General features: G+C 61.1%; 24 protein-coding genes and 1 pseudogene. 7 read left to right on the top strand and 18 right to left on the bottom strand.

The window, feature by feature from the left end; genetic code table 11:
- Positions 1-86: 86 nt before the first annotated feature.
- The 3 genes and pseudogenes from C816_RS15485 (at position 87) to C816_RS15475 (ending at position 2276) form a co-directional block, all read left to right on the top strand.
- Positions 87-954, top strand: a pseudogene (locus C816_RS15485) (radical SAM protein).
- A 15-nt stretch (positions 955-969) separates the two neighbouring features.
- Positions 970-1320 (top strand): arsenate reductase family protein, encoded by a 351-nt coding sequence (locus tag C816_RS15480; RefSeq protein WP_016323341.1) that lies wholly within the window; start codon positions 970-972, stop codon positions 1318-1320.
- Complete coding sequence (locus C816_RS15475; protein ID WP_016323340.1) at positions 1317-2276, top strand: tRNA dihydrouridine synthase; 960 nt, start codon at positions 1317-1319, stop codon at positions 2274-2276. The genes C816_RS15480 and C816_RS15475 overlap by 4 nt, the downstream gene beginning before the upstream one ends.
- Positions 2277-2320: 44 nt before the next feature.
- Here C816_RS15475 and C816_RS15470 read toward each other — a convergent pair whose 3' ends face one another.
- The 7 genes from C816_RS15470 to C816_RS15440 form a co-directional block, all read right to left on the bottom strand.
- Positions 2321-3106, bottom strand: coding sequence for a suppressor of fused domain protein (locus C816_RS15470; RefSeq protein WP_016323339.1), 786 nt, complete (start codon positions 3104-3106; stop codon positions 2321-2323).
- A 66-nt stretch (positions 3107-3172) separates the two neighbouring features.
- Complete coding sequence (gene proC / locus C816_RS15465) at positions 3173-3997, bottom strand: pyrroline-5-carboxylate reductase (RefSeq protein WP_016323338.1); 825 nt, start codon at positions 3995-3997, stop codon at positions 3173-3175.
- Between the two features lie 158 nt (positions 3998-4155).
- Positions 4156-5403, bottom strand: coding sequence for a glutamate-5-semialdehyde dehydrogenase (locus C816_RS15460; RefSeq protein WP_016323337.1), 1248 nt, complete (start codon positions 5401-5403; stop codon positions 4156-4158).
- A gap of 13 nt (positions 5404-5416) precedes the next feature.
- Positions 5417-5755, bottom strand: coding sequence for a hypothetical protein (locus C816_RS15455; protein WP_040655721.1), 339 nt, complete (start codon positions 5753-5755; stop codon positions 5417-5419).
- A gap of 20 nt (positions 5756-5775) precedes the next feature.
- Positions 5776-6627 (bottom strand): glutamate 5-kinase, encoded by an 852-nt coding sequence (proB, locus tag C816_RS15450; RefSeq protein ID WP_051147106.1) that lies wholly within the window; start codon positions 6625-6627, stop codon positions 5776-5778.
- 53 nt (positions 6628-6680) lie between these two features.
- Positions 6681-7343, bottom strand: a complete 663-nt coding sequence (locus C816_RS22000; RefSeq protein WP_016323334.1) for a hypothetical protein — start codon at positions 7341-7343, stop codon at positions 6681-6683.
- A gap of 125 nt (positions 7344-7468) precedes the next feature.
- Positions 7469-7660, bottom strand: a complete 192-nt coding sequence (locus tag C816_RS15440) for a hypothetical protein (protein ID WP_016323333.1) — start codon at positions 7658-7660, stop codon at positions 7469-7471.
- A gap of 186 nt (positions 7661-7846) precedes the next feature.
- Between C816_RS15440 and C816_RS15435 the strand changes: the two genes are divergently transcribed.
- A complete protein-coding gene (locus C816_RS15435; RefSeq protein WP_016323332.1) occupies positions 7847-8554 on the top strand; it encodes a ClpP family protease in 708 nt (235 codons plus the stop codon).
- 28 nt (positions 8555-8582) lie between these two features.
- Here the strand turns inward: C816_RS15435 and C816_RS15430 are convergent, their stop codons facing one another.
- On the bottom strand, positions 8583-9920 hold the full coding sequence (locus C816_RS15430; RefSeq protein ID WP_016323331.1) for a hypothetical protein: 1338 nt from the start codon (positions 9918-9920) through the stop codon (positions 8583-8585).
- Positions 9921-10173: 253 nt separating this feature from the next.
- Here C816_RS15430 and C816_RS15425 point away from each other — a divergent pair, with 253 nt between their 5' ends.
- From C816_RS15425 to C816_RS15415, 3 genes are read left to right on the top strand one after another with little or no spacing between them, the layout of a single operon-like run.
- Positions 10174-10338 (top strand): DUF6440 family protein, encoded by a 165-nt coding sequence (locus C816_RS15425; RefSeq protein ID WP_016323330.1) that lies wholly within the window; start codon positions 10174-10176, stop codon positions 10336-10338.
- Positions 10339-10394: 56 nt separating this feature from the next.
- The gene (locus C816_RS15420) at positions 10395-10922 is read left to right on the top strand and encodes a hypothetical protein (RefSeq protein WP_016323329.1); all 528 of its coding nucleotides are present in this window, start codon (positions 10395-10397) and stop codon (positions 10920-10922) included.
- Positions 10919-11113, top strand: coding sequence for a helix-turn-helix transcriptional regulator (locus C816_RS15415; protein ID WP_016323328.1), 195 nt, complete (start codon positions 10919-10921; stop codon positions 11111-11113). Before C816_RS15420 ends, C816_RS15415 begins: the two co-directional genes overlap by 4 nt.
- A 128-nt stretch (positions 11114-11241) precedes the next feature.
- Here C816_RS15415 and C816_RS15410 read toward each other — a convergent pair whose 3' ends face one another.
- The 10 genes from C816_RS15410 to C816_RS15365 form a co-directional block, all read right to left on the bottom strand.
- Positions 11242-11448, bottom strand: a complete 207-nt coding sequence (locus C816_RS15410; RefSeq protein WP_016323327.1) for a sulfurtransferase TusA family protein — start codon at positions 11446-11448, stop codon at positions 11242-11244.
- Positions 11445-12551 (bottom strand): YedE family putative selenium transporter, encoded by a 1107-nt coding sequence (gene yedE, locus C816_RS15405; protein ID WP_016323326.1) that lies wholly within the window; start codon positions 12549-12551, stop codon positions 11445-11447. Before yedE ends, C816_RS15410 begins: the two co-directional genes overlap by 4 nt.
- Before the next feature lie 79 nt (positions 12552-12630).
- Positions 12631-12861, bottom strand: coding sequence for a putative Se/S carrier protein (locus tag C816_RS15400; protein ID WP_016323325.1), 231 nt, complete (start codon positions 12859-12861; stop codon positions 12631-12633).
- A gap of 170 nt (positions 12862-13031) precedes the next feature.
- The gene (locus tag C816_RS15395; protein ID WP_016323324.1) at positions 13032-14702 is read right to left on the bottom strand and encodes a nucleoside kinase; all 1671 of its coding nucleotides are present in this window, start codon (positions 14700-14702) and stop codon (positions 13032-13034) included.
- A 397-nt stretch (positions 14703-15099) separates the two neighbouring features.
- The gene (locus tag C816_RS15390; protein ID WP_016323323.1) at positions 15100-16494 is read right to left on the bottom strand and encodes an MATE family efflux transporter; all 1395 of its coding nucleotides are present in this window, start codon (positions 16492-16494) and stop codon (positions 15100-15102) included.
- 251 nt (positions 16495-16745) lie between these two features.
- Positions 16746-18020 carry an aminotransferase class III-fold pyridoxal phosphate-dependent enzyme gene (locus C816_RS15385; protein ID WP_242832214.1) on the bottom strand — a complete coding sequence of 425 codons (1275 nt, stop codon included), beginning with the start codon at positions 18018-18020 and terminating at the stop codon, positions 16746-16748.
- Positions 18021-18074: 54 nt separating this feature from the next.
- The gene (locus C816_RS21995; protein WP_155979037.1) at positions 18075-18830 is read right to left on the bottom strand and encodes a hypothetical protein; all 756 of its coding nucleotides are present in this window, start codon (positions 18828-18830) and stop codon (positions 18075-18077) included.
- A gap of 447 nt (positions 18831-19277) precedes the next feature.
- Positions 19278-20414: a DUF4317 domain-containing protein gene (locus tag C816_RS15375; protein WP_016323320.1), complete on the bottom strand. Its 1137-nt coding sequence runs from the start codon at positions 20412-20414 to the stop codon at positions 19278-19280.
- Positions 20415-20819: 405 nt separating this feature from the next.
- Positions 20820-21752, bottom strand: a complete 933-nt coding sequence (locus C816_RS15370) for a glycyl-radical enzyme activating protein (RefSeq protein WP_016323319.1) — start codon at positions 21750-21752, stop codon at positions 20820-20822.
- Between the two features lie 9 nt (positions 21753-21761).
- Positions 21762-24131: a glycyl radical protein gene (locus C816_RS15365; protein ID WP_016323318.1), complete on the bottom strand. Its 2370-nt coding sequence runs from the start codon at positions 24129-24131 to the stop codon at positions 21762-21764.
- Positions 24132-24162 lie beyond the last annotated feature (31 nt).

Below are 24162 nucleotides of genomic sequence, written 5' to 3'. Positions count from 1 at the left end.
GCGCGGATCTGTGTGTCCCCATTTTTGCCTCTTGCTCCCATCTCCTTTTTTTGCTATACTTTCCCTGTTCAAGAGGAGGCGCCGCCATGCATGAGATCAGAGCAAAGTCCATCCTCTCCCCCCGCGGCGGCATCAACGTCTACCGGGGCTGCACCCACGGGTGCGTCTACTGCGACTCCCGCAGCGCCTGTTACCAGATGGACCACGCCTTCGAGGATGTGGCCGTGAAGGTCAACGCCCCGGAACTGCTGGAGGACGCCCTCCGCCGCAGACGCCGCCGCTGCATGGTCGGCACCGGTTCCATGTGCGACCCCTACCTGCCCCTGGAGCGGGAGACCCGCCTGACCCGGCGCTGCCTGGAGGTCATTGAGCGCCAAGGCTTCGGCGTGTCGGTGCTGACCAAATCCGACCTGGTCCTGCGGGACCTGGACCTCTTGAAGCGGATCAATCAAACCGCCAAGGCTGTTGTCTGCACCACCTTCACCTTCGACGAGGACCTCTGCCGCGTTCTGGAACCGGGTGTCTGCACCACCCGCCGCCGGTTCGAGATGCTGAAAGCCTGCCGCGAGGCGGGTATCGCTGCCTGCGTGTGGCTTTGCCCCATCCTCCCCTTTCTCAACGACACGGAGGAGAACCTGCGGGGAGTGCTGGGGTACTGCTTCGACGCCGGGGCAGAGGCCATGTCAACTTCGGCATGGGCGTCACGCTGCGGGAGGGGGACCGGGAGTACTTTTACGCCCAGCTGGACCGGCACTTCCCCGGCGTGAAGGAGCGTATATCCGCGCCTTCGGAAACCGCTACGAGTGCCGCAGCCCCAACGCCTCCCGCCTGACGGAGATTTTCCGGGAGGAGTGCCGGGCCCGCGGCGTCCTCTGGGAGCCGGAGGCGGCCATGGGCTGGCTCATGGAATTTGAGGACAAGCAGACCGGGCAGCAGCTGGATCTATTTTCATGACAAAGGAGAACCGCCATGTTATTTCTGCACTATCCCAAATGCACCACCTGCCAAAAGGCAAAAGCCTGGCTGGACGCCAAAGGGGTCTCTTATACGGCCCGGGACATCAAGCTGGAAAATCCCTCTGCGGAGGAGCTGCGGACCTGGTGGAAGAGGAGCGGAAGCCCTCTGAAAAAGTTCTTCAACACCAGCGGCCTCCAGTACAAAGCGCTGGGGCTGAAAGACAGGCTTCCCGCTATGGATGAGGAACAGCAGCTGGCACTGCTGGCCACCGACGGAATGCTGGTGAAACGGCCTATTCTGGTGGGAGAGGACTTTGTTCTCACGGGCTTTCGTCCGGCGGAGTGGGAGGAAATGCTGCCGTGATCGCCCGCTGTGACCTGGCTCCTCTGGACGGCATCACCAAGGCGGTGTTCCGCCGGGTGTGGGCCCAGTGGTTCGGCGGCGCGGACCGGTATTTCATTCCCTTCTTCTCCCCCACGCCTCAGCACATCCTCACCCCCCGGGACCGCCGGGAGCTGGAGATGCTCCCCGGCCTCCATCAGGTGCCCCAGGTGATGACCTGCCGGGCGGAGGACTTCCTCTGGGCGGCGGAGACGGTACGGGACCTGGGCTATACCGAGGTAAACCTGAACCTGGGCTGTCCCTCCGGCACCGTCACCGCCAAGGGCAAGGGGGCGGGCTTTCTGGCAAGACCGGAGGAGCTGGACCGCTTCTTTGACACGGTGTTCGCCCGGGCGCCCCTCCCCGTCTCCGTAAAGACCCGGCTGGGCATCCAGTCCCCGGAGGAGTTCGGGCGGCTGCTGGAGATCTACAACCGTTACCCCATCGCCTGCCTGACCATCCACCCCCGGGTGCAGAAGGAGAAATACCGGGGCCCGGTTCACCGGGACGTATTCGCCATGGCCTTGGCGGAGAGCCGGAACCCGGTGTGCTACAACGGCGACCTGCGGACCACGGCGGAGTGCCGGGAGTTTGCGTCGGCTTTTCCCCAGGCAGAGCACGTGATGATCGGCCGGGGAGCCGCAGCGGACCCGGCCCTGCTCCGAAAGCTCCGGGGCGGCCCCGCCGCCAGCCGGGAGGAACTGCGAAGCTTCACCGCCGCTCTGTATCGGGAGTATCAGTCCTTTTACGGCCAGACGGGCCCCGCCTCCCAACGGATGAAGGAGGTCTGGTTCTACCTCATTCATCTCTTCGAGGGCGGGGAGCGGTACGGCGGCAGGATGCGCCGCTCCCGGGGCCCGGCGGAGTACGAGCGGATCGAGGCCGAGATTTTCCGGGACCTGCCCCTGCGGGATCACTCCGAGGGGGATCTGATCTAAAAAAGGGCGGCTGCGGTCACTCCGCAGCCGTCCTCCTTTTCGTCTCAGTCAAAGGTCTCCGTAAACCCCTCGCAGAGATTGGGGCGATGGATGTCCAGCACCATGGGCAATTCCCCCTCCCGGAACCGCTGGTCCAAACCCTCCATGCCGTATTTCAGCTTGTACTCAATCTCCTCCTTGTAGGCGGGGACCAAGCCGTAGAGCATCACGTCATGGCCGTCCTCTGTCTCCACATGACCCAGATCGCCGCCGCTCCAGGTCAGCACCGCGCCGCCGAAGCCCACGCCATCGCAGATGGGAGTGTAGTCCGGCCCGTTGGGAATGGTGTGGCCCCAGCCCAGCCAGGTGTGGTACTCGTGGGGAAACCGGGCCAGGAATTTCAGCATCTGGATGGGCCAGTAGCTCCCGTAAGGCAGTTCGCTGTCCAATGAGCTCCGCTCCCCCAGTTGCCAGTCCCCCGGCAAAAACAGGTACAGCTCGGCGTATTTCAGGCTCTCCCGGTCTGAGAGCTCCTCCGGCAGCGTCATAGGCCGGTCGCTCATACCGGTGGTGTAGAGGACGTAGTAATCGGCCTCCGCCGTGGGCTCCAGGATGTAGACGTCGATGTGGACCAGGTCGGAGAGAATCTCGTGGAACACAAAGCTCTTTCGCCCGGGGAAGAGCTTTTCAAAGTGCGCCGTCACCGCCTCCGCGTAGACCCCCTGCCGCTCCGGCGGGTGGTAAACAGGTGCCGGCTCCTGATAGCGGTAGATGGCGGAGCCGCCGGGAGAGACCTCCTCCTTTGGCGGTTCTGCCGGTTTCTTCTTCCGGAATTTATCTAAAATACCCATAAAAACCTCCCGTTTTCCCATCACTGGACCGAAAATCTCCGGCCGCGCCTGGCCAAGCGGAAAATATCACTTCAACTCCAGCGTCTTTTCATAGGCGGCGATGACCGCCTCCATCACGGCGCTCCGAAAACCCGCGGCCTCCAGAGCGCGGACACCCTGGATCGTGGAGCCGCCGGGGGAGCAGACGGCGTCCTTCAGCGCGCCGGGGTGCTGTTTGGACTTCAAGGCCAGTCTGGCGGAGCCCAGCAGCATCTGCGCGGCCAGCTCCATCGCCTGCGTACGGGAGAGACCGCAGGCCACGCCGCCGTCCGCCAGGGCCTCCAGAAACAGGTCCGCGAAGGCGGGGCCGCAGCCGGACACGGCGGACCCGGCGTCTATCAGCCGCTCCGGCAGGGCTGAAAACCGCCCCGCCCCGGCCATGGCCTCCAGAAAGATCCGCTCCTCCTCCCCGGTGACGCCCTCGCCGCAGGTGTAGAGGATCATCCCCTCGCCCACGGAGGCGGGCGTGTTTGGCATAATGCGGATGACGGGATAAGCTCCGCCGGCCAGCTCCTGAATCCGGTCCATGGTGAGTCCCGCCGCCATGGTCACCAGGACAAACCGGTCCTGCCGCTCCGACAGCTCCGGCTTCAACTCCTCCAGCAGCTTTGGCATCATCTGCGGCTTTACGCCCAAAAAGATATAGTCCGCCCATTTGGCGACGCCTATGCCGCCGGAGGCCCGGCAGTCCAGCTCCTCCGCCAGGGCCTTTACCCTCTCCGGCGTGCGGCCGGCGAGGCCGATACACTTCCCGGGCACGCTCCTCCGGGCCGCCCGTGCCAGAGCGCCGCCCATGTTTCCCACGCCGATAAAACCCAGCTTCACGCCGCTGTATGTGGCATCGTTCGTCATATAAACACCCCGTTGAATTAGGAATTGGGAATTGAGAAGCTGTATTCCCAGGCGGGGAATGCCGGACGGGCGCGAAAAGCCCCGTCCGGACGGCCTTCAGCGCCTGTGAATACAGCTCTCTGTCCGGCTTTGCCGGACGCGGAGACGCCGAATTTCTCTTACCTCACCTGACCTGTGCCGTAGATCACGTACTTGCAGGAGGTCAGCTCCTCCAGCCCCATGGGGCCCCGGGCGTGCATCTTCTGGGTGGAGATGCCGATCTCCGCCCCCAGGCCGAACTCTCCGCCGTCGGTGAAGCGGGTGGAGGCGTTGACGTACACCGCCGCCGCGTCTACCTCGTCCAGGAACCGCTGGGCCTTGAAGTAGTTCGCAGTGATAATGCTCTCGGAGTGATGGGTGCCGTGGGCGTTGATGAAGGCAACGGCCTCCTCCATGTCCTTCACGGCGCGGACCGCCAGAATATAGTCGTCGTACTCCGCGTCCCAGTCGCTCTCCGCCGCCGGGACGCCCCGGCCGCCCAGAACCGCCAGGGCCTTTTCATCGCACCGCAGCTCCACCCTGTTTCGGTCCAGCAGGGGCACGGCCTTTTGGAGAAACGGCTCCAGCACGTCCTCCTGAACCAGCACGCACTCCGCGGCGTTGCACACCGAGGGCCGGGAGCACTTGGCGTTGTACAGGATCTCCGCCCCCATGTCCAGGTCCGCCTCGCTGTCGATGTAGATGTGGCACACACCCTCGCCGGTGCGGATGACGGGAACGCTGGCCTCCCGCGCCACGGTACGGATCAATCCCGCCCCGCCCCGGGGGATCAGCACGTCTACATAGCCGTCCAAGTGCATCAGTTCATTGGCGGTCTCCCGGCTGGTGTCCTGCACCAGGGAGACGCAGTCCTCCGGCAGTCCCGCGGAGGCCAAGGCCTCCCGCATGAGGGCGGCGACGCAGCGGTTGGACCGGATGGCCTCCTTTCCGCCCCGGAGGATGCAGACGTTGCCGGATTTCAGGCACAGCGCCGCCGCATCCACGGTGACGTTGGGCCGGGCCTCAAAGATGATGGCGATGACCCCCAGGGGCACCCGCCGCCGGCTGATGATGAGGCCGTTGGGCCGGGTCTCCGTCTTGTCCGCCGTGCCGATGGGGTCCGGCAGGGCTATCACCTGCCGCACGCCGTCCACGATTCCGGCGATCCGCTCCGGAGTCAGGGTCAGCCGGTCCAGCATGGCATCGCGCATCCCCGCCTCCCGGGCAGCGGCCACGTCCCCGGCGTTGGCGGAGAGCCACTCTGCCTGCCGCTCCGTCAAAATATTGGCGATGGCCTCCAGGGCGGCGTTTTTCCTCGCCGTCCCGGCAGTAGCCAGGGTGTAGGACGCGGCTTTTGCCGCCGCGCCCTGCTGCTGTAAAATTGTCATAACCGCACCTCCGCTATTCAGCCGATTCATTGTCTATATCCCGGTCAGCCTGGCGGGAAATCTCCCCGTACCGGTGGAGGAAATTGTAGAGGTATTCCCGGGACAGCGGCGCAGCCTTTCTCGCGCCGTCTCCGCCGGTCCACTCCTCATAGCGCTCAACCCGGATATTTGCCTGCGCAAGCTCCCTTTCCATCTTTGGTTTTCTGCCGTCAATTCCTCCGTCGCAGGAATATACATCTTCATGGCCGGCAATTCTGCTTTTCATCTCCGAGAGGGGTATGTTGGGAAACCGCCGCCGCAGAATCCGCAGCGCCGCCGCGTCCGCCTTGGTATCCCCCAGTTTCATTCCCATTCGTCTGTCCATTTCCGCCGTCACGCGCCTCTGCTGACAGCGACAAACCGGGTTCCGATGTCCTGCCCCTCCACGATGCCGTACAGGTCCTCCGTCCGTGCGCCGTTGGTGATGACCATATCGAACCCGGCTGCCATGGCCACCCGGGCGGCGGAGAGCTTGGTCGCCATGCCGCCGGTGCCCCGCCAGGTACCCGCTCCGCCGGCCATCTCCAGTATCTCCGGCGTCAACTCCACCACCCGGTGGAGGAGCCTTGCGTCCGGGTGGGTCTTGGGGTCGGCGTCGTAGAGGCCGTCAATGTCGCTGAGGAGGACCAGCAGATCCGCCTCGCACAGCCCCGCCACAATGGCGGAGAGGGTATCGTTGTCGCCTAGAACCTTGTGGCGCCCCGTCTCGATCTCGGCGGAGGAGACGGAGTCGTTCTCATTCACCACCGGGATGACCCCCATCTCCAGCAGGGCGGAGAAAGTGCCCCGCAGGTGCTCCGCCCGGACGGGGTCCTCCACATCGTCCCCGGTCAGCAGGATCTGCGCCACGGACTGGTTGTACTCGCTGAAGAGCTTGTCGTAAATGTGCATCATCCGGCACTGACCCACCGCCGCCGCAGCCTGCTTCATCCGCAGCTCTCTGGGCCGCTCGGGAAGCCCCAGCTTCTCCGTCCCCACGGCGATGGCGCCGGAGGACACCAGGATGACCTCATGGCCCAGGCCGTGGAGGTCCGCCAGCGTACGGGCCAGCCGCTCCATACTCCGAAGGTCCAGGCCGCCGGAGTCGTGGGTGAGGGTGGAGGTGCCCACCTTCACCACTATGCGTTTCTTCTCTTTCAAAACAGCTTCCTCCCAATAAAAGCAGTCAAACGTCCCGCCGTCCATTTCAAAAGCGGCGTCTTCGGAGGCGTCCCCCGGGAAAGGCATCGGGGAGACAATCACATCTCCCACTCTGCCGCCAGCTTCTTCATACCGGCCTTTCCGCGCCAGAACTCCCTCCGGGCGGAGACCTTCTCAACAATGTACTCATAAAATCCATCCCGGTCCCGTACCAGCGGCGCAATCTCCTCCACCCACTCCCGGTAATCCTCCGTTTCATACCTCAGAGAGGAGTGTTTCACATCCTCCTCCAGCCTCCGCCCGTAGTCTGCCGCTGCGGGGCTGCGGGCCAGCCCGCAGATCATCATCCGGTCGTAAAGCTCCTGGGATTCCCGCCGGGCACACCGCGCCTCAATCCGCCGCACAGCCTGAGAGATGTCCCGAAACCCCCGGTAATCCAGCACAGTCTCCGCCGCCTGCTCCGCCAGAGAGACCACGGCCTGCTCAAATTCCCGTTCTCCTTCGCAAAAGGAGACAAATTCATGGACCCGGTACCCGTAGTCAAAGCTCAGATAGTCCTTCCCGTGCCAGAGATAGTGGATTCCGACATTTAAGTATGTTCCCCGGTCCCAGCCGCTGGGCTGAAACTCCACCAGAATCAAGAACCATCCGTTGTCGTCCACCCAGAGCCGGGATTGGCCCTTGCGAAAGAGCCCCATGGGCCTCAGCACGGACTGCGCCGCCCGGCTGATGATCTTATTATGGTTCTCTTCCACCGGCACCTCCCCCTCCTTTGATACGGTCAGTATAGCACGGGCCGGAAAAAAAGGAAAGCCCAAGTATGAACAAAAAAGAGAAACCGGCCCGCGGACTTCCGTCCCCGCGCCGGTCTGCCGTAAGAATCTGCTCAGCACGCCGCCTTCCGACTCTTCCTCCACAGCATGAAAATGGAATAGTAGAACAGCGCGCTGACAGCGGTTCTGGAAAAGACCTCTCCCACATGGAAGGTGAAAACACAGGACAAAACCATCTGCACCGCGATGATTGCCGCCATAGCCGCGGCCGCAGCCAGCACATATTTCACATTGTATTCTTTCATAGTATATTCCTCCATCTGCATTTCTTGTTCTCTTGGAACTGTCGTCAGTATAACAGAGCGGAGCCGGGGAAGCCATTGATTTGCCTTACATTACGCCTCCCTCTCTTACAATGTTGTAAGGTTTTTGCCGCCGGAGGTGTATTTTCTGAAAACCTGCGGAAAATACCGGAGAAAGCGAGGGATTTTATGACCGAACCCACAAAGACCACCGGCGCTGAAAAAGAAAACGAGCCGGAGAGCACCCAGGCCATCCTGGACTTCGGCGCCGCCCTGACCCGCACGCCCCACGGCGCCATCTACTGCCTGACCATCATCGGCCAGATCGAGGGCCATACCACCGCAGCCAGCAACGCCAAGACCACCAAGTACGAGCATGTCCTGCCGCTGCTGGCCAAGCTGGAGGAGAGCGAGGACGTGGACGGCGTGCTGTTCCTGCTGAACACCGTGGGCGGCGACGTGGAGGCGGGCCTTGCCATCGCGGAGCTCATCGCCGGCATGACCAAGCCCACGGTCTCCATCGTCCTGGGAGGCAGCCACTCCATCGGCGTACCCCTGGCGGTGGCGGCGAGGCGGAGCTTTGCCGTGCCCAGCGCGGCCATGACCATCCACCCCGTTCGCATGAGCGGCACTGTCATCGCCGCTCCCCAGACCTACCACTACTTTGAGCGGCTCCAGGAGCGGATCGTGGCTTTCGTAGCCGGGCACAGCAGCATCGCCGGGGAGGACTTTCAGGACCTGATGCTGAAAAAGGACGACATGGCCGCAGACGTCGGCAGTGTGATCTACGGCGAGGAGGCTGTGAGCCTGGGTCTCATCGACCAGGTGGGCGGCCTTTCCGACGGCCTCCGGTGCCTGTACCGGCAAATCGAGGAACAAAAGACAAACAAGACGTGAGAAAAGAGGGGGGAAATCCCCCTCTTTTTCATTCGCCTGTGACTGTCTCCAGATGTGCCTGCTCCTCCGGAGAGAAGGACGCCAGCGCCGCGGCGAAGGCCGCGCCGTCCGCCTCCCGCTGCTCCCGTACAAGCGCGGACACCGCCTCATAGTACTGGGAGGGACCGTCCCGGACCGTCAGGCAAAAGGCCATCAGATGCCGGTCCCTGGCCTGCTGCTCATCGCCGATGGCGGCGCTTTCCAGGGCCCTCAGAAAGACAGGCCACCACTCTCCCTCCAGGCCCACAGGCTCCAAGAGGCCCAAAGAGGCCCAGTTGTCCTCTCCCACGCGGCCCAGGCACTCCAGCAGCTCCATGCCGTCCAAGTCCTGCCCGGTGCAGACCCTGGTCATAATCTCCCGCAGGCGGAGGTCAGCCGCCGCCCGGGCCTCCTCCTCCCCGTCCAGTGGCCGGAGGTCCTCCGCCGCCGGCTCTATGCCGAAATAGTCGAGGATGAAGGCCGCCGCGGCCCCGGCGGGGGTCAGCAGCTTCGATTGCTCCCCATTGTCGCAGGCCGCCTGCAGCTGGGCGTAATACTCCGCGGCAGGCAGGCCGCTGTCCGGGAAGTACAGCATGGGGTTGCCCCCCTCATGCAGCCAGCGGTCCACGCACCAGATGCCCCCCTCCCCCTGCCGCACCGGCTGGGAGAGGGCCAGAACATACCAGTACTCCGCGTCGTACTCACCGTAAAAGTGGAACTGGAAATAGGCATGAGCGCCTTCCCAGGTAAAGGGTTTTCTGAAAAATTCCGCGCTGTCACAGGGCGTCAGGCCGTTGCGCTCGATCACATCCGCCATGACCGCCTCGCCCATCTGATTCAGAGTCTCCCAGGTCCTCCAGTCCTCACTCTCCATGTCGGTCCCGCCGGAGCGGTAAAACCGCACGTCGGTGGGAAAGGTCCGGGCGTAATACCGTCCCCCGTCCTGGGCAATGATCTCCATGCCAGCAGGCGCTCCAAACAAAAACTGCTCGTAGCCCGCCTGATCCATGGCGAGAATGCCGAAGAGAAAGCCCATGCCGGAGCCCTCGCCCCAGTCCGCCGCCGCGGCCTCCCAAGAGGCCCTTTCGTAGACGGAGATCAGCGGCCTCCAGCGCTCCTCCGCATCGGAAAACTCCGTGTCCACAACCAGCAGGTCCAGATGCTCCGCAGGCAGGGCAACCTCGATCTCGCCGCAGTCGTAGACGGCATAGCCCTCGTCCGGGTCCGCCGAAACCTCCGGCACAGGATCTTCCGGGGCAGGCGGCGTCTCCGGCGGGGTCTGCGTGCCGCAGGCGGCCAGGGCGCACAGAAGGCACAACGCCAAAAGAAGCGTCAAAAAACGGCGCATATTCATCATCCTCTCTTGTTGATAATTTTATTATAATGTCTTTTCACCGCAAGTAATCTCAAAAGAATAACAAATTGAAACAAAGCAGTAACAATCTATTTCCCGACATTCTATCGTTATTTTTTGATATTAAGTAAAATATACTTGACAAATAGTCGTATCAGTGCTATCCTGTATCCAGCTCGGGCAAACGACGCGCCCCGGCGGGCCGGCTGTGGGCGCAGTGGTTCCAAATCGGAAAGGAAAATGGTTGATGAAGCGTTTTGAGAAGGTATACAGTCAGGGCACCATGGATGTGGTGGAGATCTGGGTGGACACGGAGACCGGCGTGAACTATCTGTGGCGCAAATGCGCCAACTCCGGCGGTCTGACGCCGCTTCTGGATGAGAGCGGAAAGCCCGTTGTAACCCGGCATTGACGGCAGCCGGAAGGCCAGCAAACCGGGCCGGCAGAAATTGATTGGAGGTTTTTCAAATGGGAGCGGAAGAGCGCATGGGCATCGTGGCGGGCCTGACGGTGGGGCTGGCCGTAGGACTGTTGGTTGTAGCATTGCTGTTCCGGAAAAAGGTGCTGGACTGCACCTTTGACGAGCGGCAGGAGCAAGCCCGGGGCGTGGCGTTCAAATACGGCTTTTTCACCCTGATGGGGAGCATTTTTCTCTACGGGGCCTCGGAGCTGGCAGTGGGCCGGTGGTGCGACGCGCTGGCAGGCGGGTGTTTGTGCCTCGCGGCGGGAATTTTGGTGTTTGCGGTGACCTGCATCCTCAAGGACGCCTACCTGAGTCTGCTGGAGCGCCCCCGGCGGATTATAACGCTGTTTGCGCTGCTTTCTTTGAGCAACCTGGGACTGGGCGCCCTCCAGGCGGCACATGGAAAACTGGTGGAGGGCGGAATCCTGACGTTCCGGGCGGTCAACCTGGTGGTGGGGATCATGACTTTTGTGATTCTGATGGTCTACGTCGTCAACTTCCTGCTGCGGGACCGGGAAACGGAGGTGGAATGAAAAATCTCCGCCTGAAATCCGCCCGGGCCGCCATGGACATGAGTCAGCAGCAGCTGGCGGACGCCGTTGGTGTCTCCCGGCAGACCATCAACGCCATTGAGAAGGGGGACTACAATCCCACCATCAAGCTCTGCGTCGCCATCTGCCGCACCTTGGGCAAGACACTGGACGAGCTGTTCTGGGATGCGTAAAAGTTTTTGCGCAAGCTTTTTTCAAAAAGCTTGTGGGGTGCAGGGGCAAAGCCCCTGCAAAATCCCGCCGCGAGAGCGGCGGAAAAAGCCCCGGGAAGACGGTGTCTTCCCGGGGCTTTTTCCTGTCTTCATCCCTTTGTAAGTACCAACTTAAAGTCCAATCCCTCGGCCGTCTCCGCCACCTGGTAGCCCATGGACCGGGCCAGCCGGGTGACGTTTTCCACTGCCACACGGGCGTCTGCCAGAACCTCCAGAGACGCCGGCGCGTCCTTTTGCAGTGCCTCCCGGACCATGAGCACCGGGGTGGGACATCCAAATCCACGGGTGTCAATCATCTTGCTCCCTCCTTCTTCGGCAGATGGGTCAGCGTCACGGCCAGCAAAACCGCAAATCCCAGCGCTACGGCAGCCATACCGGCGGTGCTGGTGCCGCCGACCTGATAGGTGCCGTCCACCACGGAATCTGCGTTCCCCGCCAGACCGAAATTGTGGGCCGCGGCGGCGCCCGCCACCATGCCCAGCACGGACACAGCGGCGTCTCCGCTGCCCTCCCCCGCCAGGATCAGCTGCCGCAGGGGACAGCCCCCCAGCAGGATGGAGCCCCAGCCCGCCAGGGCCATACCCAGGAAGGACCATAGATACTGGGAGTGGGCAATTGGCTGGCTGACGGCGGAGAGGTTGTAGTTCCCCAGAATCAGATTGCCCACGGTGACGGCAGCCCAGATGGCCAGAAAACCGGACAGCAGGCGGAAGTCACGCAGTAAAAAGGCATCCCGCAGGCCGCCGGCCATGCACAGGCGGCTCCGCTGGGCGGCGGCGCCCACCAGAGCGCCGGCGAGCAGGGAGACCAGCCAGAAGGCCCGCTGGGAGCCGGGGCCCTCCTCAGAGAAATGCAGCAGACCCGGCGCCGCCAGCAGCAGCACCATCAAAAGCACCATCACTCCGGGGAGCACTGCTCCCTCGGCGGCAGGGACGGGATATGCCCGTCCCAGGGAGAAGCCCTTTTTCAAAAAGACGATCCCCACCAGGATTCCGGCCAGAAAGCCCAGCAGGCCCGCCACGGCGGTGAGATCTCCGCCACCCAGGCGGATCACCATCCGCAAGGGGCAGCCCAGAAACACCAGCGCGCCGATCATCACAAACAGGCCGATCAGAAACCGGCTGGCGGGCGAGGACCCCGCCTTGGCCCGGAACTCCTTCGCCGCCAGAGCGGCCGCCATAGCCCCCAGTACGATGCCCACGATCTCCGGCCGCAGGTACTGAACCTTGGCGGCGCTGTGAAGGCCCAGGGCCCCGGCGATGTCCCGCTCAAAGCAGGCGATGCAAAAGCCCATGTTTTTGGGGTTGCCCAGGGCCGTCAGCGCCAGCGCCGCAGCGCCGGTAATCAGGCCCGCCAGCACAATGGGACCGTAGTCCCGCACCCAATTTTTCTCTCTCATACGCAGTTCTCCTCACTTTCTTCTCTCCGCCGCTATTCTTCTCAAAAAATAGCGATAGGCAAAAACAACGAACTGAAGCTCAGACCACCAGCTCATAGAAGCCCGCCGTCTCCACGCCGGCCTCCGCCAGACGGCTCTCCAGCGTCTCCCGCAGCTCCGGCGGCGCGGACCAGGCCATGCCGCAGTCCGAGGTCACCTGCCGGGGAACGGAGATCAGCTTTCCCTCCAGTCCCAGCCGGCGGCACAGGGCCTCCGCAGCAATGGCGGCAGAGGTCGTGTGGAATGCCACCACCAGACGAAGCTGCCGCATGATCTTCCGCCTCCCTTCGTTGTTCTTTTGAAAGTATAACATACTCAAATCCAGATTGCGAGATCTGTTTTGAGTATCACGGCGCCCCGTTCATCCGGAGCAGGCGGGGCCGCGCCGGAGAACGCGCGCCGCCCTCCGGGCAAAAGCCCGAAAAGCGGCGCGCGCTCAGGTCAAACGTGATAGCAGCCCCCGCCGATAAACTCCCGCATGAGGGAGGTCTTGGGGATGTTGTCCGCGGGGATGGGCAGGAAGTAGTTCAGAAATTTCAGCAGCCGCTTGGCCTCGATATACTCCTCGCTGTCCCGGGGAACGCCGAAGAGCAGGGGCTGCACATAGGGCTTCAGCAGGGCCGTCTCATAGATCAGCGCCGAGTTGAACACCATGTCCGCGCTGTCCTGGAAGGGGAAGATGTTGTTCTCCTCTCCCCGCCGGACGGAAGGCCACATCTTGATGGTGGCCTGGGCGCTGTATCCCCGGGTTCGGGCATCCCGCTCGATCCGCCGCAGGAGGCGGGCGTCGGTGGTGGGAATGCGGTTGTGATCATCAATATTCAGCGTGGTGAGGCAGCTGATATAGATCTTATATTTGCTCTCCTTGGGCAGAGCGTAGGTAAACTGGTCGTTGAGGCAGTGGATGCCCTCGATCACCAGCACGTCTCCCTCTCTCAGCGTGAGGAAGTTGCCGTTGTATTCCCGCTGACCCTTCTTGAAGTTGAAGGTGGGGATTTCCACCGTCTCCCCTTTCAGCAGGCGCACACAGTCCTGGTTGAACTGCTCCACGTCCATGGCTCCCAGGCCCTCAAAGTCGTAATTGCCGTTCTCGTCCCGGGGAGTGTCCTCCCGATTTTTGAAGTAGTTGTCCGTGGCGATGGGATAGGGCCGCAGGCCACAGGCTCTAAGCTGGGTGGACAGACGGTGGGAGAAGGTGGTCTTGCCAGAGGAGGAGGGCCCTGCGATCATCACAAAGCGGACGTCCTTGCGCCCCGCGATCTCCTCGGCGATGTCGCCGATCTTCTTCTCCATCATGGCCTCGTGGGCCAGAATCAGGGGCATGGCGCCTCCCTGGGAGATGGTGGTGTTCAGCTCCGCCACATTGGAGGCGTTCAGCGCCTTGGAGCGCAGCGTAGACCCATAGAGCTCACGGAAGACCTTCTTGGAGGGCAGAAAATCTCCCAGCTGATTGGGATTCTTCTGAGTGGGCAGGCGCAGGACGAAGCCATTTTCAAAAAGCTCCAGCCCGAAGCACTTGACATAGCTGGTGTCCGGCACCATGTAGCCGTAGAAGTAATCCACAAAGCCGTCCAGGGAGTAGACGTTGACCCGGGAATTGATCCGGAAGCTGAGGAGCTGGGCCTTGTGGACCAGTCCGGCGCTGCGGAACAGCTCTATGGCGTCATCGGTGCTGACGGAGCTCTTTTCAATGGGCAGGGCCTGGGCGGACAGCTCCCGCATCCGCTCCTCCACACGGTCCAGCATGGCCTGATCCAGGGTAAAATTGCCCTGCGCCAGGATGAAGAGGGCGCTGCTGAGGGAGTACTCCACGCAGACACGCTCTACATTCTCCCGGCCCGCCACGTCGTAGAATGCCTTCAGCATCAAAAGGACGGCGCTGCGCTCATAGGTCTGAATGCCTGGCTTGTCCTGGGCAGTCACCATTTTCAGGGAGCAGTCCCGGTCCAGGACCTTGTGGAGCTCACAGAGCTTTCCATCCCGGTTGACCAGCAGGATGTCCCAGGGGTAACGGTCCTGGAAATCCGCCGCGATGGCGCGGTAGGGTGTGCCGTGGGGATAGGCGTGCTCCACGCCGTCTACGGTGACCTTAATCATTCTCTTCTCTTCCATAGGATGGCCTCCTCTAATATGGGATCGTCCCGCCGGAGGGGCGGGACACCGGACTCTCTGCGCATCGTGCTGTATACTGTTGTTATCATACAATATTTGGCGAGAAAATACAAGGAGGTTTGTTCTAAATCTTAGGTCCTGTTCACGTAAGCCCAAACGCACGGCTTACCGGCAAATTTTCCATCCGAACCGCGTCGGAAAAGTCTCAAATCGACCAGCTCCGCGGGCTGTTCCTGCTCCCGCCCGGCTTTTCTAGGCCTTGTTTGATAAGTGGCGATAGATTTTTTCGCCGGTTCAGGCGATTTGACGCAGCCATACTTTGTGTATAGCAAGAAAATCAACGCGGAACGGCGGAAAAGGTCTGCGCTTGGGCGTTTTGGCATTTTTCAAACAATGTCTAGCTCTTTCCCAACGTCCGATAGGTGTATCGAATCACAGCGACGCAGATCACAAATGTCAGCAGATCGGAAACCGGCATGGAGTATAGAACTCCGTCCAGTCCAAACTGCGGGGGGAGCAGCAAAGCAAAGCCCACGCCAAACAGAATTTCCCGCACCATAGAAATGGCGGTGGAGGCAAAGGCCTTCCCCAGGGATTGCAGGTAAATGAACGTCCCCTTGTTCACTGTGGCCAGCACCGTCATGCAAAGATACACCCGAAAGCACTTGACTGCATACTCGGCGTAGTAGACGCTCTCATTGGCCGCGCCAAAAATACCGATGAGCTGCCGTGGAAACAGCTCCACGATCAGCAGAGCAACGCCGCCCACGATGGCCTCCGCGGCCAGCAGACGCGTAAAGAGGGCCTTGGCCCGCTCTTTCCGCCCCGCGCCAATGTTATAACCGACGATTGGAATGCAGCCGGCCGCCAGTCCCACCGCAATGGAAATAACAATCTGGAAAAACTTCATCACAATGCCCAGCACTGCCATGGGGATCTGGGCGTACTGCTCCTGCCCGAAAACGGGGTCCAGCGCGCCGTATTTCAGCGTCATGTTCTGAATCGCCGCCATTGCCATGACCAGAGAGATCTGAGAGAGAAAGCTGCAAAGCCCCAATGGCAGATATTTCTTTGCCAGAGTGCCATGGACACGGAAACTGGCCCGCTCCAGCCGGACCGCCTTCATGTGGCAAAGATACCATACGGCCAGCGCCGCCGTCAGAATCTGGCCCAGCACTGTGGCCACCGCCGCGCCCATCATGCCCCAGCGAAAAATGAAGATGAATATGGGGTCCAGAATGATATTGGCGCCCGCTCCCGCCAGGGTAGAGACCATGGCGAACTTCGGACTGCCGTCAGAGCGGATGATGGGATTCAACGCCTGACCAAACATATAAAAGGGGACGCCCAGAGTGATCCAAAAGAAATACTCCTTGGCATGATAAAAGGTCTCCTGATTGACCTCTCCGCCAAACAGAGTGAGAATCTGCTCTTGAAAGACCAGATAGAGCGCCACAAGAATCAGTCCGGAGAAAATGCACAGCAGGATCGCGCTGCCGATACTCTTGTGAGCGGCGTCCCTGTCCCCTCTGCCCAGGCTGATGCTCACAAAAGCGCAGCAGCCGTCGCCGATCATAACCGCGACAGCCAAAGCTACCACCGTCAGCGGAAAGACCACTGTATTGGCCGCATTTCCGTAGGACCCCAGATACTCCGCATTGGCGATGAAAATCTGATCCACGATATTGTACAACGCCGCCACCAGCAGCGAGATAACACATGGCACGGCATATTTTGCCATCAGTCTGCCCACCGGCTCAGTTTCGAGAAATGCGTTGGATTTTTTTTGCATGCTGATTACCTCCTAAACACGAGAAAACCCACGGATGGAAAAATGGACTGGTGTTCTCCGGCCGCGCGTTTTCGGCTGAAATTGGGGAACAAATAAAAAAGCAACGCGCAGCGGTCAACCGGATTTATGCGGTGACGCTACACGTTGCATATTTACTATAACACTTAAAAGTCTGAAAAGTCAATGCCCATTTTTGAAGGAGAAGCAGGGGCGGACCGCTGCCGCGGTCCGCCCCTGCTTCTCTGCGCGGTTTACTGCGGGTGGCGGTCCCGGAGCAGGGCAAACGCCTCGTCCGCCACGGCAATGGTCTGGGCGATGTCTTCATCTGACAGGGCGTAGTTCAGGAAGTGATTGTGATGTGTGGTGAAGAACACGCCCCGCTTCACACACTCGGCAATCCACTCCTGATGGAGCATCAGGCTGGGGTCGTCCGCCAGACGCAGGTAGAAAAGGCTCGGCATGCCGGATACATGGAGATCGAAGCCGTACTTCTCCCCCGCGGCCAGAAGGCCCTGGCGCAGCTTTCGGCCCTTCTCGTCCAGAACCCTCGGCAGATCCAGCCGCTTCATCTTCTCTATGCAGGCGATGCCGGCGGCGAAGGGCACGGCGGAGAGCCAGTAGCTGCCGGTGTAGCTGATACCGGAGACAGTGCCCTTCAAAAACTCCTTGCCGCAGAGGGCGGAGACGTTGTAGCCGTTGGCCAGGGCTTTACAGAAGCAGATCAGGTCCGCCTCAAAGCCAAAGAAATGGTCGCTGCCCCGGAGATCCAGCCGGAAGCCCGCCCGCACGTCGTCAATAATCAGCAGCGCCTCATTGTCGGTGCAGAGCTTGCGGACCTTCTGCCAAAAACCCTCGGCGGGCAGCTCGTTGTCCACAAAGTTGCCGTGCATGTAGGGCTGGCTGATTACGGCGGCGATCTCGCCCTTATAGCGGTCAAACAGCTCCCCCAGTGCGTCGGCGTCGTTCCAGTCCACGTAGAGGTTGTGCATCACGTCCTCTTCCAGAATGCCGGAGTAGTCCTTCTTCTGGGCCCAGGCATCCACGCCGTGGTAGTAGCCCTTGAAAAAGACGATCTTCTTCCGGCGGGTATGGGCCCGGGCGGTAAGAATGGCCAGGGTGGTCACATCGCCGCCGTTCTTGGCGAAGAAGGCCCAGTCCGCGCTGGCGACGGTGTCCACCAGCAGCTCGGCAAACTCAATCATCTTGGTGGAGGGAACCGTCACGCAGTCCTCCAGCTCCCGCTGCGCCGCGGCGGCGGCGTCCACATCCGGGTCGCCGTAGCCCAGGATATTGGGGCCGTAGCCGCACATATAGTCGATCATGCGGTTGCCGTCCAGGTCCCAGAAATAGGCCCCCTTTGCCCGCTGGGAGAACAGGGGCCAGGCCTCCACGGGGGTGTAGCAGCCCTCGGCGGGCCCCTGGTGGCCGTAAATGCCGGAGGGGATCACCCTGCAGGCCCGAAGATAGGCCTCCCGGCTCTTGGAATAATCGTTGATATTCATCCTTTGTCCTTTCTTATCCTGCATAAAACTATGTTCCGCTGCCGCCGGTGGGGCGTTTTGTCACTTTTCAAACACGGCCTAGGCGAGATAGACCGCCACCCGGTCCAGGATACGGTTGATGTTGTCGATCTGGGAGATCATGCCGCCAATGCGGACCTGTCCCAGGCCCACGGCGGCGATGGCGTTGAGTTTTCCGTCGAAGAGGTCCCGGGCCACATGCATATTCTCAAACTCCATGTACGACAGGAACTTCTCCGGCGCGGAGTGGACGGTGAGAAGCCTGTGGTTCCGGCAGCGCAGCGCCGCGCCGGGGCCGTCCTGAATGGACAGCTTCGCCGTGCCGTCCACAATGCTGGCGGCGGAGCATTGGCCGATGGGATCTTCATTTGCGATCTGGGCGGCGGCCTCGGCAATGACGTGGAACATCAGCGTAGTGGAAATCCGGAAGAACTCCGGGTCGTCCAGGGCGCCGGGGGCGGGCCGCAGAAATGTGGTCAGCCGGTCCGTCAGCTTTGTGAAGGGGCCCATGAGGAAGCCCGCCTTGGTAATCCCCTTGGTGGGGATGGGCGTCACAGTCCCGTCAATGAGGCCGTTGAACTTCCCGCAGGAGGAGAAGGGCAGCTTTACCTGGCAGCGGTCCGTGCCGGGGGCCATGCGGCACCGCCCGCCGCCGAAAAAGAGGGTGGCGGCGGGGCCGCCCTTCACGGCAAAGCCCACGGAGACGCTGGCGTTTTCTATCAGCTGAGCCGACTTTTTGTCCAGGTCGCAGAGATAGGGCAGAGCTCCCAGAATGGCGAAAAGGTTGATGTACGCCAGGGTTTTTTGGTCTTTCATGATGGATTCCTCCCCTGAATCGCCGCTTCCGGCGAAATTGAATAGGACAATCATACCATGAAACCACCTCCGGCGCAAGCATTTCCGCATCCCTGTCCCGGGGCAAACGGATATACAATTAGGCCATTTTTCAAACATGGCCTAAACTCCCGGCATTGATAAAAGCGCGGAGAGATGCGCTGTATCTATTTCTCCGCACTTTTCTAGATAATCCCAATAAAAGCTGACTGAGCGTTCGATTTTTCGTAAAGAAATACCTTCAAAATCAGTCTGCCAGGCTGTGGGAGAGATTGAAATGGATGCAGCGGGATTGGGATACCGCATACGCGAGGTCCGCAGGCAAGCGGGAATCCGCTCAGATAAATCAGCGGAGTTATGCGGTATTGTTCATATTCAAAAAATTGCATCTGCTTCAAAAATCCCCGGCCGCAGGCCGGGGATTTCACGTTATTCTTCCGCCGCGAACCGGACAGGGAGCCCGTTGATCTCCACGTCCTCCTCCACAGGGATCAGGATGTACTTTCTGCCGTCGATAACCCTGGTCTCCACCAGATAACTGCACTCCGGGTCCACGGACACCTTGGCCTGGGCAGTGCGGATCTCAAACTTTCCGGCGTCGATCAGGTTGGCGGGGCTCAAAACCGTGTCCGCGCCGAACCGCTCATCGCAGCTCTCCTTGAAGGTGCCCACCCGCTCCTCCGGGACGCCGCAGTCCCGGAGAATTCCGCCGATGTCCTTCGCCGTCACCGCCAGAGGCTCCGGGTCTTTGCTCTCCTTATGCTGGGCAATCCGCTCCGCCAGCCGCTCATGGACCGTTCGGGCCACCTCCACGCTGCACGTCTCCTCCAGAGTGGACAGCGCCTCCTGAAACGCCTCCCGCTGCTCCGCCGCGGACATGGGCGGCTCCGTGCGGAACACGGCGTCAATGAACTCCTGGTGGAGCTCGTCCGGCTTGCGGGAGTAAAAAAGGGCGTTGTAGATGTTGGCCGTCCGGTTGTCAAAGGCCGGGAAGAGGAAGCCCAGCTCCGGCGCCGACACTACCTGTCCCGCGGTGTAGTGAAACTCGTTGTCGCCGGGGAAATACCCCAGCTCCGCCCTGCCAGCCTTTACCGGGCAGACGCAGCAGACGATGTAGGTAAACACCTCGTCGGAGGCGTCTGCCTGGGTCTCGCCGTCCTTTCCCCTGCGGGGCACGTCGTAGGCGTCGCAGGCCATCAGGAGGAGATAGCTGTCGTCCCCCATGTCCAGGCTGTCGATGACCTTTTGGTAGAAGGCGCTCCGGGTCTCCCGGTCCTTCAATCCGCTGGCGCGCAGGGCGGAGAGGAGACGGTGCTCCTCGCTGTCCGCCACCTGCTGGGTGGAGAACACGATGTCGATCAGGTTCCTGCCCAAGGCGCCGGAGAGGATCTTTTTCAAAAGGCCCAGATACTCCTCCGCCTCCTCCTGGGGCATGGCGCCAAGGGACTCGTCCAGGTCGGAGACGATCTTTCTCCCGCTGTTGACAAAGCAGCCGTAGATCCGGCTGACGGCGCTTTTCTCAGGCCGCCAGCGGCGGCGCAGCTCGCTGATTTCTTTTTGGTTCATGAATTACCTCGCTGTTTTTGATTTTCGCCCTTTCAGGTGCGCAGGGACACTGCCGCGCGAAAAAGCACGCATCCCTATTGTAGCCGAGAATGGAAGAAAATGCAATCCATATCAGCGAAATCCAAACGGATGCAGGCCTTCGGAATGCAGCTCCGGATGTCCCTCTTTCCCCATTGAGAAGACACCGAATGCCTTCAGCTTCCCCTTCGGGCCCCTCTGTTGACATGCGCCAAATTGATGGGCTGACCGCCGTGCGCTTTCTGGAAAACGGGGAAAATCCGGTTTTCTCGGCCCGCCCGGCGTGGGCAAAGCCCCTCTGACCGCCGCTCAAGAAAGCCCGCCGCGGATATATCCGCGGCGGGCCTCACAGAAACAAAACTTGTGTGTTCTCCAAATCCGTGGAGACTATTTTGCAACTCCCAAGACCTCCACCTGCATCCCGGCAGTCTCGCAGAAATACCGCCGGATTTCCTCGATGCGTTCCGGCGCAGGCGGCGAAAATCTTTCAGGGGTCTCCCCGATATTGCCCGACTTGGGAACGCCAAAATCGTGGTAGGGCAGCAGCGTCAGCTGCCGGATTTGATACCGGCGGTAAAATGCGGCGGTCTGCTCAATGATGGCGGCGGTATCGTTTACCCCCTGAATTAAGGGCATCCGCATCAGCAACTTGTCATGGGTCACAGGGTCCTCTGCCAGCCGCCTCAGATTTTCCAAAATGGAGCCGTTACTGCGCCCGGTATAAGCCATGTGGACCTCGTCGTCAATGGACTTCATATCATAGAGAATATGGGTCACATTTTCCCGCCTGGCCAGACTCAAAAGTGCGCTGCCGTCCCCGTAACCGGAGGTATCCAGACAGGCGCGAATCCCCTGCTCCGCCGCCTGATCCACCAGTTTCGCCACAAATTCCGCATGGCTCAGCATCTCGCCGCCGCTGATTGTCATACCGCCGCCGGTGGCATCGTAAAAGCCCTTGTCCTGGACCACCTCGGCTAAAATTTCCTCCGCTGTCATAGGTTTTGCCACAGCCTGCAGTCCTCTGGCAAAGCAGAACTCCACACACTGCATGCATTTATCGCACTTTGCCCGGTCGATGTTAATCTTCCGCTCTTCGTCCACATAAACGGCCTTTTGCGGGCAGTGGTCCAGACAGTAGCCGCAGTGAATACAGCTGTTGGGCATCCGGATGAGCTGCTGCCCATAGTCGATCAGCTCCGGGTTGTGACACCAGCGGCAGCGGAGCGGACAGCCCTTGAGAAAAACCGTGGTGCGGATGCCGGGGCCGTCCTCAGTGGAGAATTTCTGGATGGAGCCCACCAGAGCGGTTTCACGTTTCATGGCGGCTCCTTACACCTTCTTCAAATGGGCAGTGCGGTAGATGATGCTGTCCTGCGCTTCCTTGTCCAGCTCGGTGAAGTAGGCCATGTAGCCCGCCACCCGCACCATAAGGCCGCGGTAGTCCTCCGGCTTGCGCTGCGCGGCCCGGAGAGTCTCGTCGTCCACAACGTTGATCTGGATATGCTCGCCGCCGTTGGCAAAGAAGGTCTTGATGACGCCCTCAATGGACTGGAGCCCCTTCTCCCCCGCCACACCGTGGGGGTCAAAGCGGAGGTTGAAGAGGGCGCCGTCGTGAAAGTCCGCCTGCCCCTGGGAGGCCACGGATTTGACTGTGGCGGTGGGGCCCTTCACGTCCCGGCCCATCATGGGCGAGGCGTTGTCGCACAGGGGCTCTTTTGCCAGACGGCCGTCGGGAGTAGCGCCGCACACGGCGCCGTGGGAGACATTGGTGGTCTGGGAGTGAATATTGAAGGAGTAATGGCCGCCTCTGGCGTCCTGCCACGTCTGCACATTGTCGGCGATAAAGTGCATCATCTCCCGGTAGACGCCGTCGGCGTGGGGGTCGTCGTTGCCAAATTTGGCGGGCTTGTTCAGAAGGAGCTGGCGCATCCGCTCCTCTCCCTCGAAGTTTTTGTCCAGCGCCTGGATCAGCTCATCCATGGTGAAGTCCTTATCCTCGAAGACGCACTTCTCAATAGCCACAATGGAATCCGCCAGATTGGCCGCTCCGGTGATGTAGAGTCCGGCGGTGCTGTATTGGGCGCCGCCCTCCTGAACGGATCGGCCGCTCTCCACACAGCCCTTGGTGACCATGCCGGCGAAGATGACAGGATAGCGGAGCATATGGATGCTCTGCATGATATTATATCCGGTGCGCACCAGGTTATAGTGGTGAAGAATCTGAGCCTTGAGGGCATTCTTGAACTCCTCGATGTCCTTGAAGTCCCGGGGATCGCCGGTCTGGAGGCCCATGAGCTTTCCAGTGACAGGGTCCACGCCGTTGTGCAGGACAAGCTCCAGCATCTTGCCCATATTGACATAGCCCGCGTCGGGGGAACCGTCGGTGCCGCCGCCGCCAGGACCGGGCTGGATGCAGCCTACAATGGTCCAGTCCCGGGCCTCCTCCAGGGTGCAGCCCTTGCCCATGGCCATCTTCATGGCGGTTTCGTCGTTGAAGAAGCCCGGATTGGCCTGCCCCTCCTGAATCATCTTGCAGCCCTTGCGGATCAGGGGCTCCGGCGTGCCGCTCCAGACCCGCACCGCCAGGACGGGCTGTGTGGTCTGCAATTCGTCGGCGGCGTCCAGGCAGAGGTAGGACAGCTCGTTGGTTGCGTCTGAGCCGTCCGGGGTCTGGCCGCCTACAATCAGGATCTCCCACATGGGATACCCGGCGAAGGAGCGGGCGTACCACTTGTCCCGCACCTCAAAAACCTCACAGGCCTTGAGGTAGAGGCACTCCAGCAGCTCCAGGGCCTGCTCCCGCGTGAGGGTCTTGTCGATGAGTACGTCCTTTTCGTAGAACGGCCACATGTACTGGTCAAACCGGCCGAAGCCGCAGGCGGTGGTGCAGACCTCAATGTGGAAGTACACATGGACGAACCACACCAGCTGGAGGGCCTGGTGGAACGTCTGAGGCGGATTCTCGGGGACTGTCCGGCAGTTCTCCGCAATGGTCAGCAGCTCCGCCTTCCGCCTGGGGTCAGAACAGGCATCCGCCTGACGCCGGGCCTCGTCCGCCATGCGGTGCGCATAAGTAATCAGTCCCCGGCACTGGATTATGCAGGCATTCCAGAAATCAATCTTGGCCTGGTCCTCACGGCAGGTGCCGGGGGTCTTTTCGATGTTGGCCTGACACTCCTCCATATAGCCCCGGATGCCCACACGAAGAAGTTTTTCGTGATCGCACAAAGTCTCGCCGGACACGCCGTTGCGCAGGCCCACGGTGATGATGTCGTCCTGGCAGGCCTCCCGGATGTGAGCGGGCAGAGCGGTCTTGGACAGGTCCTCCATAGACTTGCCCTCCCAGTACTTGAGGTTCTCCAGAATCAGCGCCCGGTCCTCGGGAGAAATATCGTAGGGATCTGTTCCGCGCACGGGAAATTCATCAATATCGCTGATATACCAGGAGCTGGACTGGAACTCCGGGTGGAGATTGGCGCCCCGGTAGCGGTTGGTGGGCGTGCCTACAATGAGCTCATCGTCCATGATGAGCGTCGTCATATGCTCCATGATGTAGTTGACCACCTTGGCCCGGAAAACAGGCACCGCGTCCCCGGCGAATTTCGGGTAGGCCTCCGTCTCCAGCACCAGACGTTCCGCCGTGATACAGGGGCGGGAGTTCATCAATTTGTCTTTCATTCGCTGCACTCTTGCGTTCATTTGACTGCCTCCTTGCCGCCGCAGCATGGAG

The sequence above is a fragment of the Oscillibacter sp. 1-3 genome, from assembly GCF_000403435.2.
Classification (GTDB): domain Bacteria; phylum Bacillota; class Clostridia; order Oscillospirales; family Oscillospiraceae; genus Oscillibacter.
This window is presented reverse-complemented; position numbering and strand designations above follow the sequence as displayed.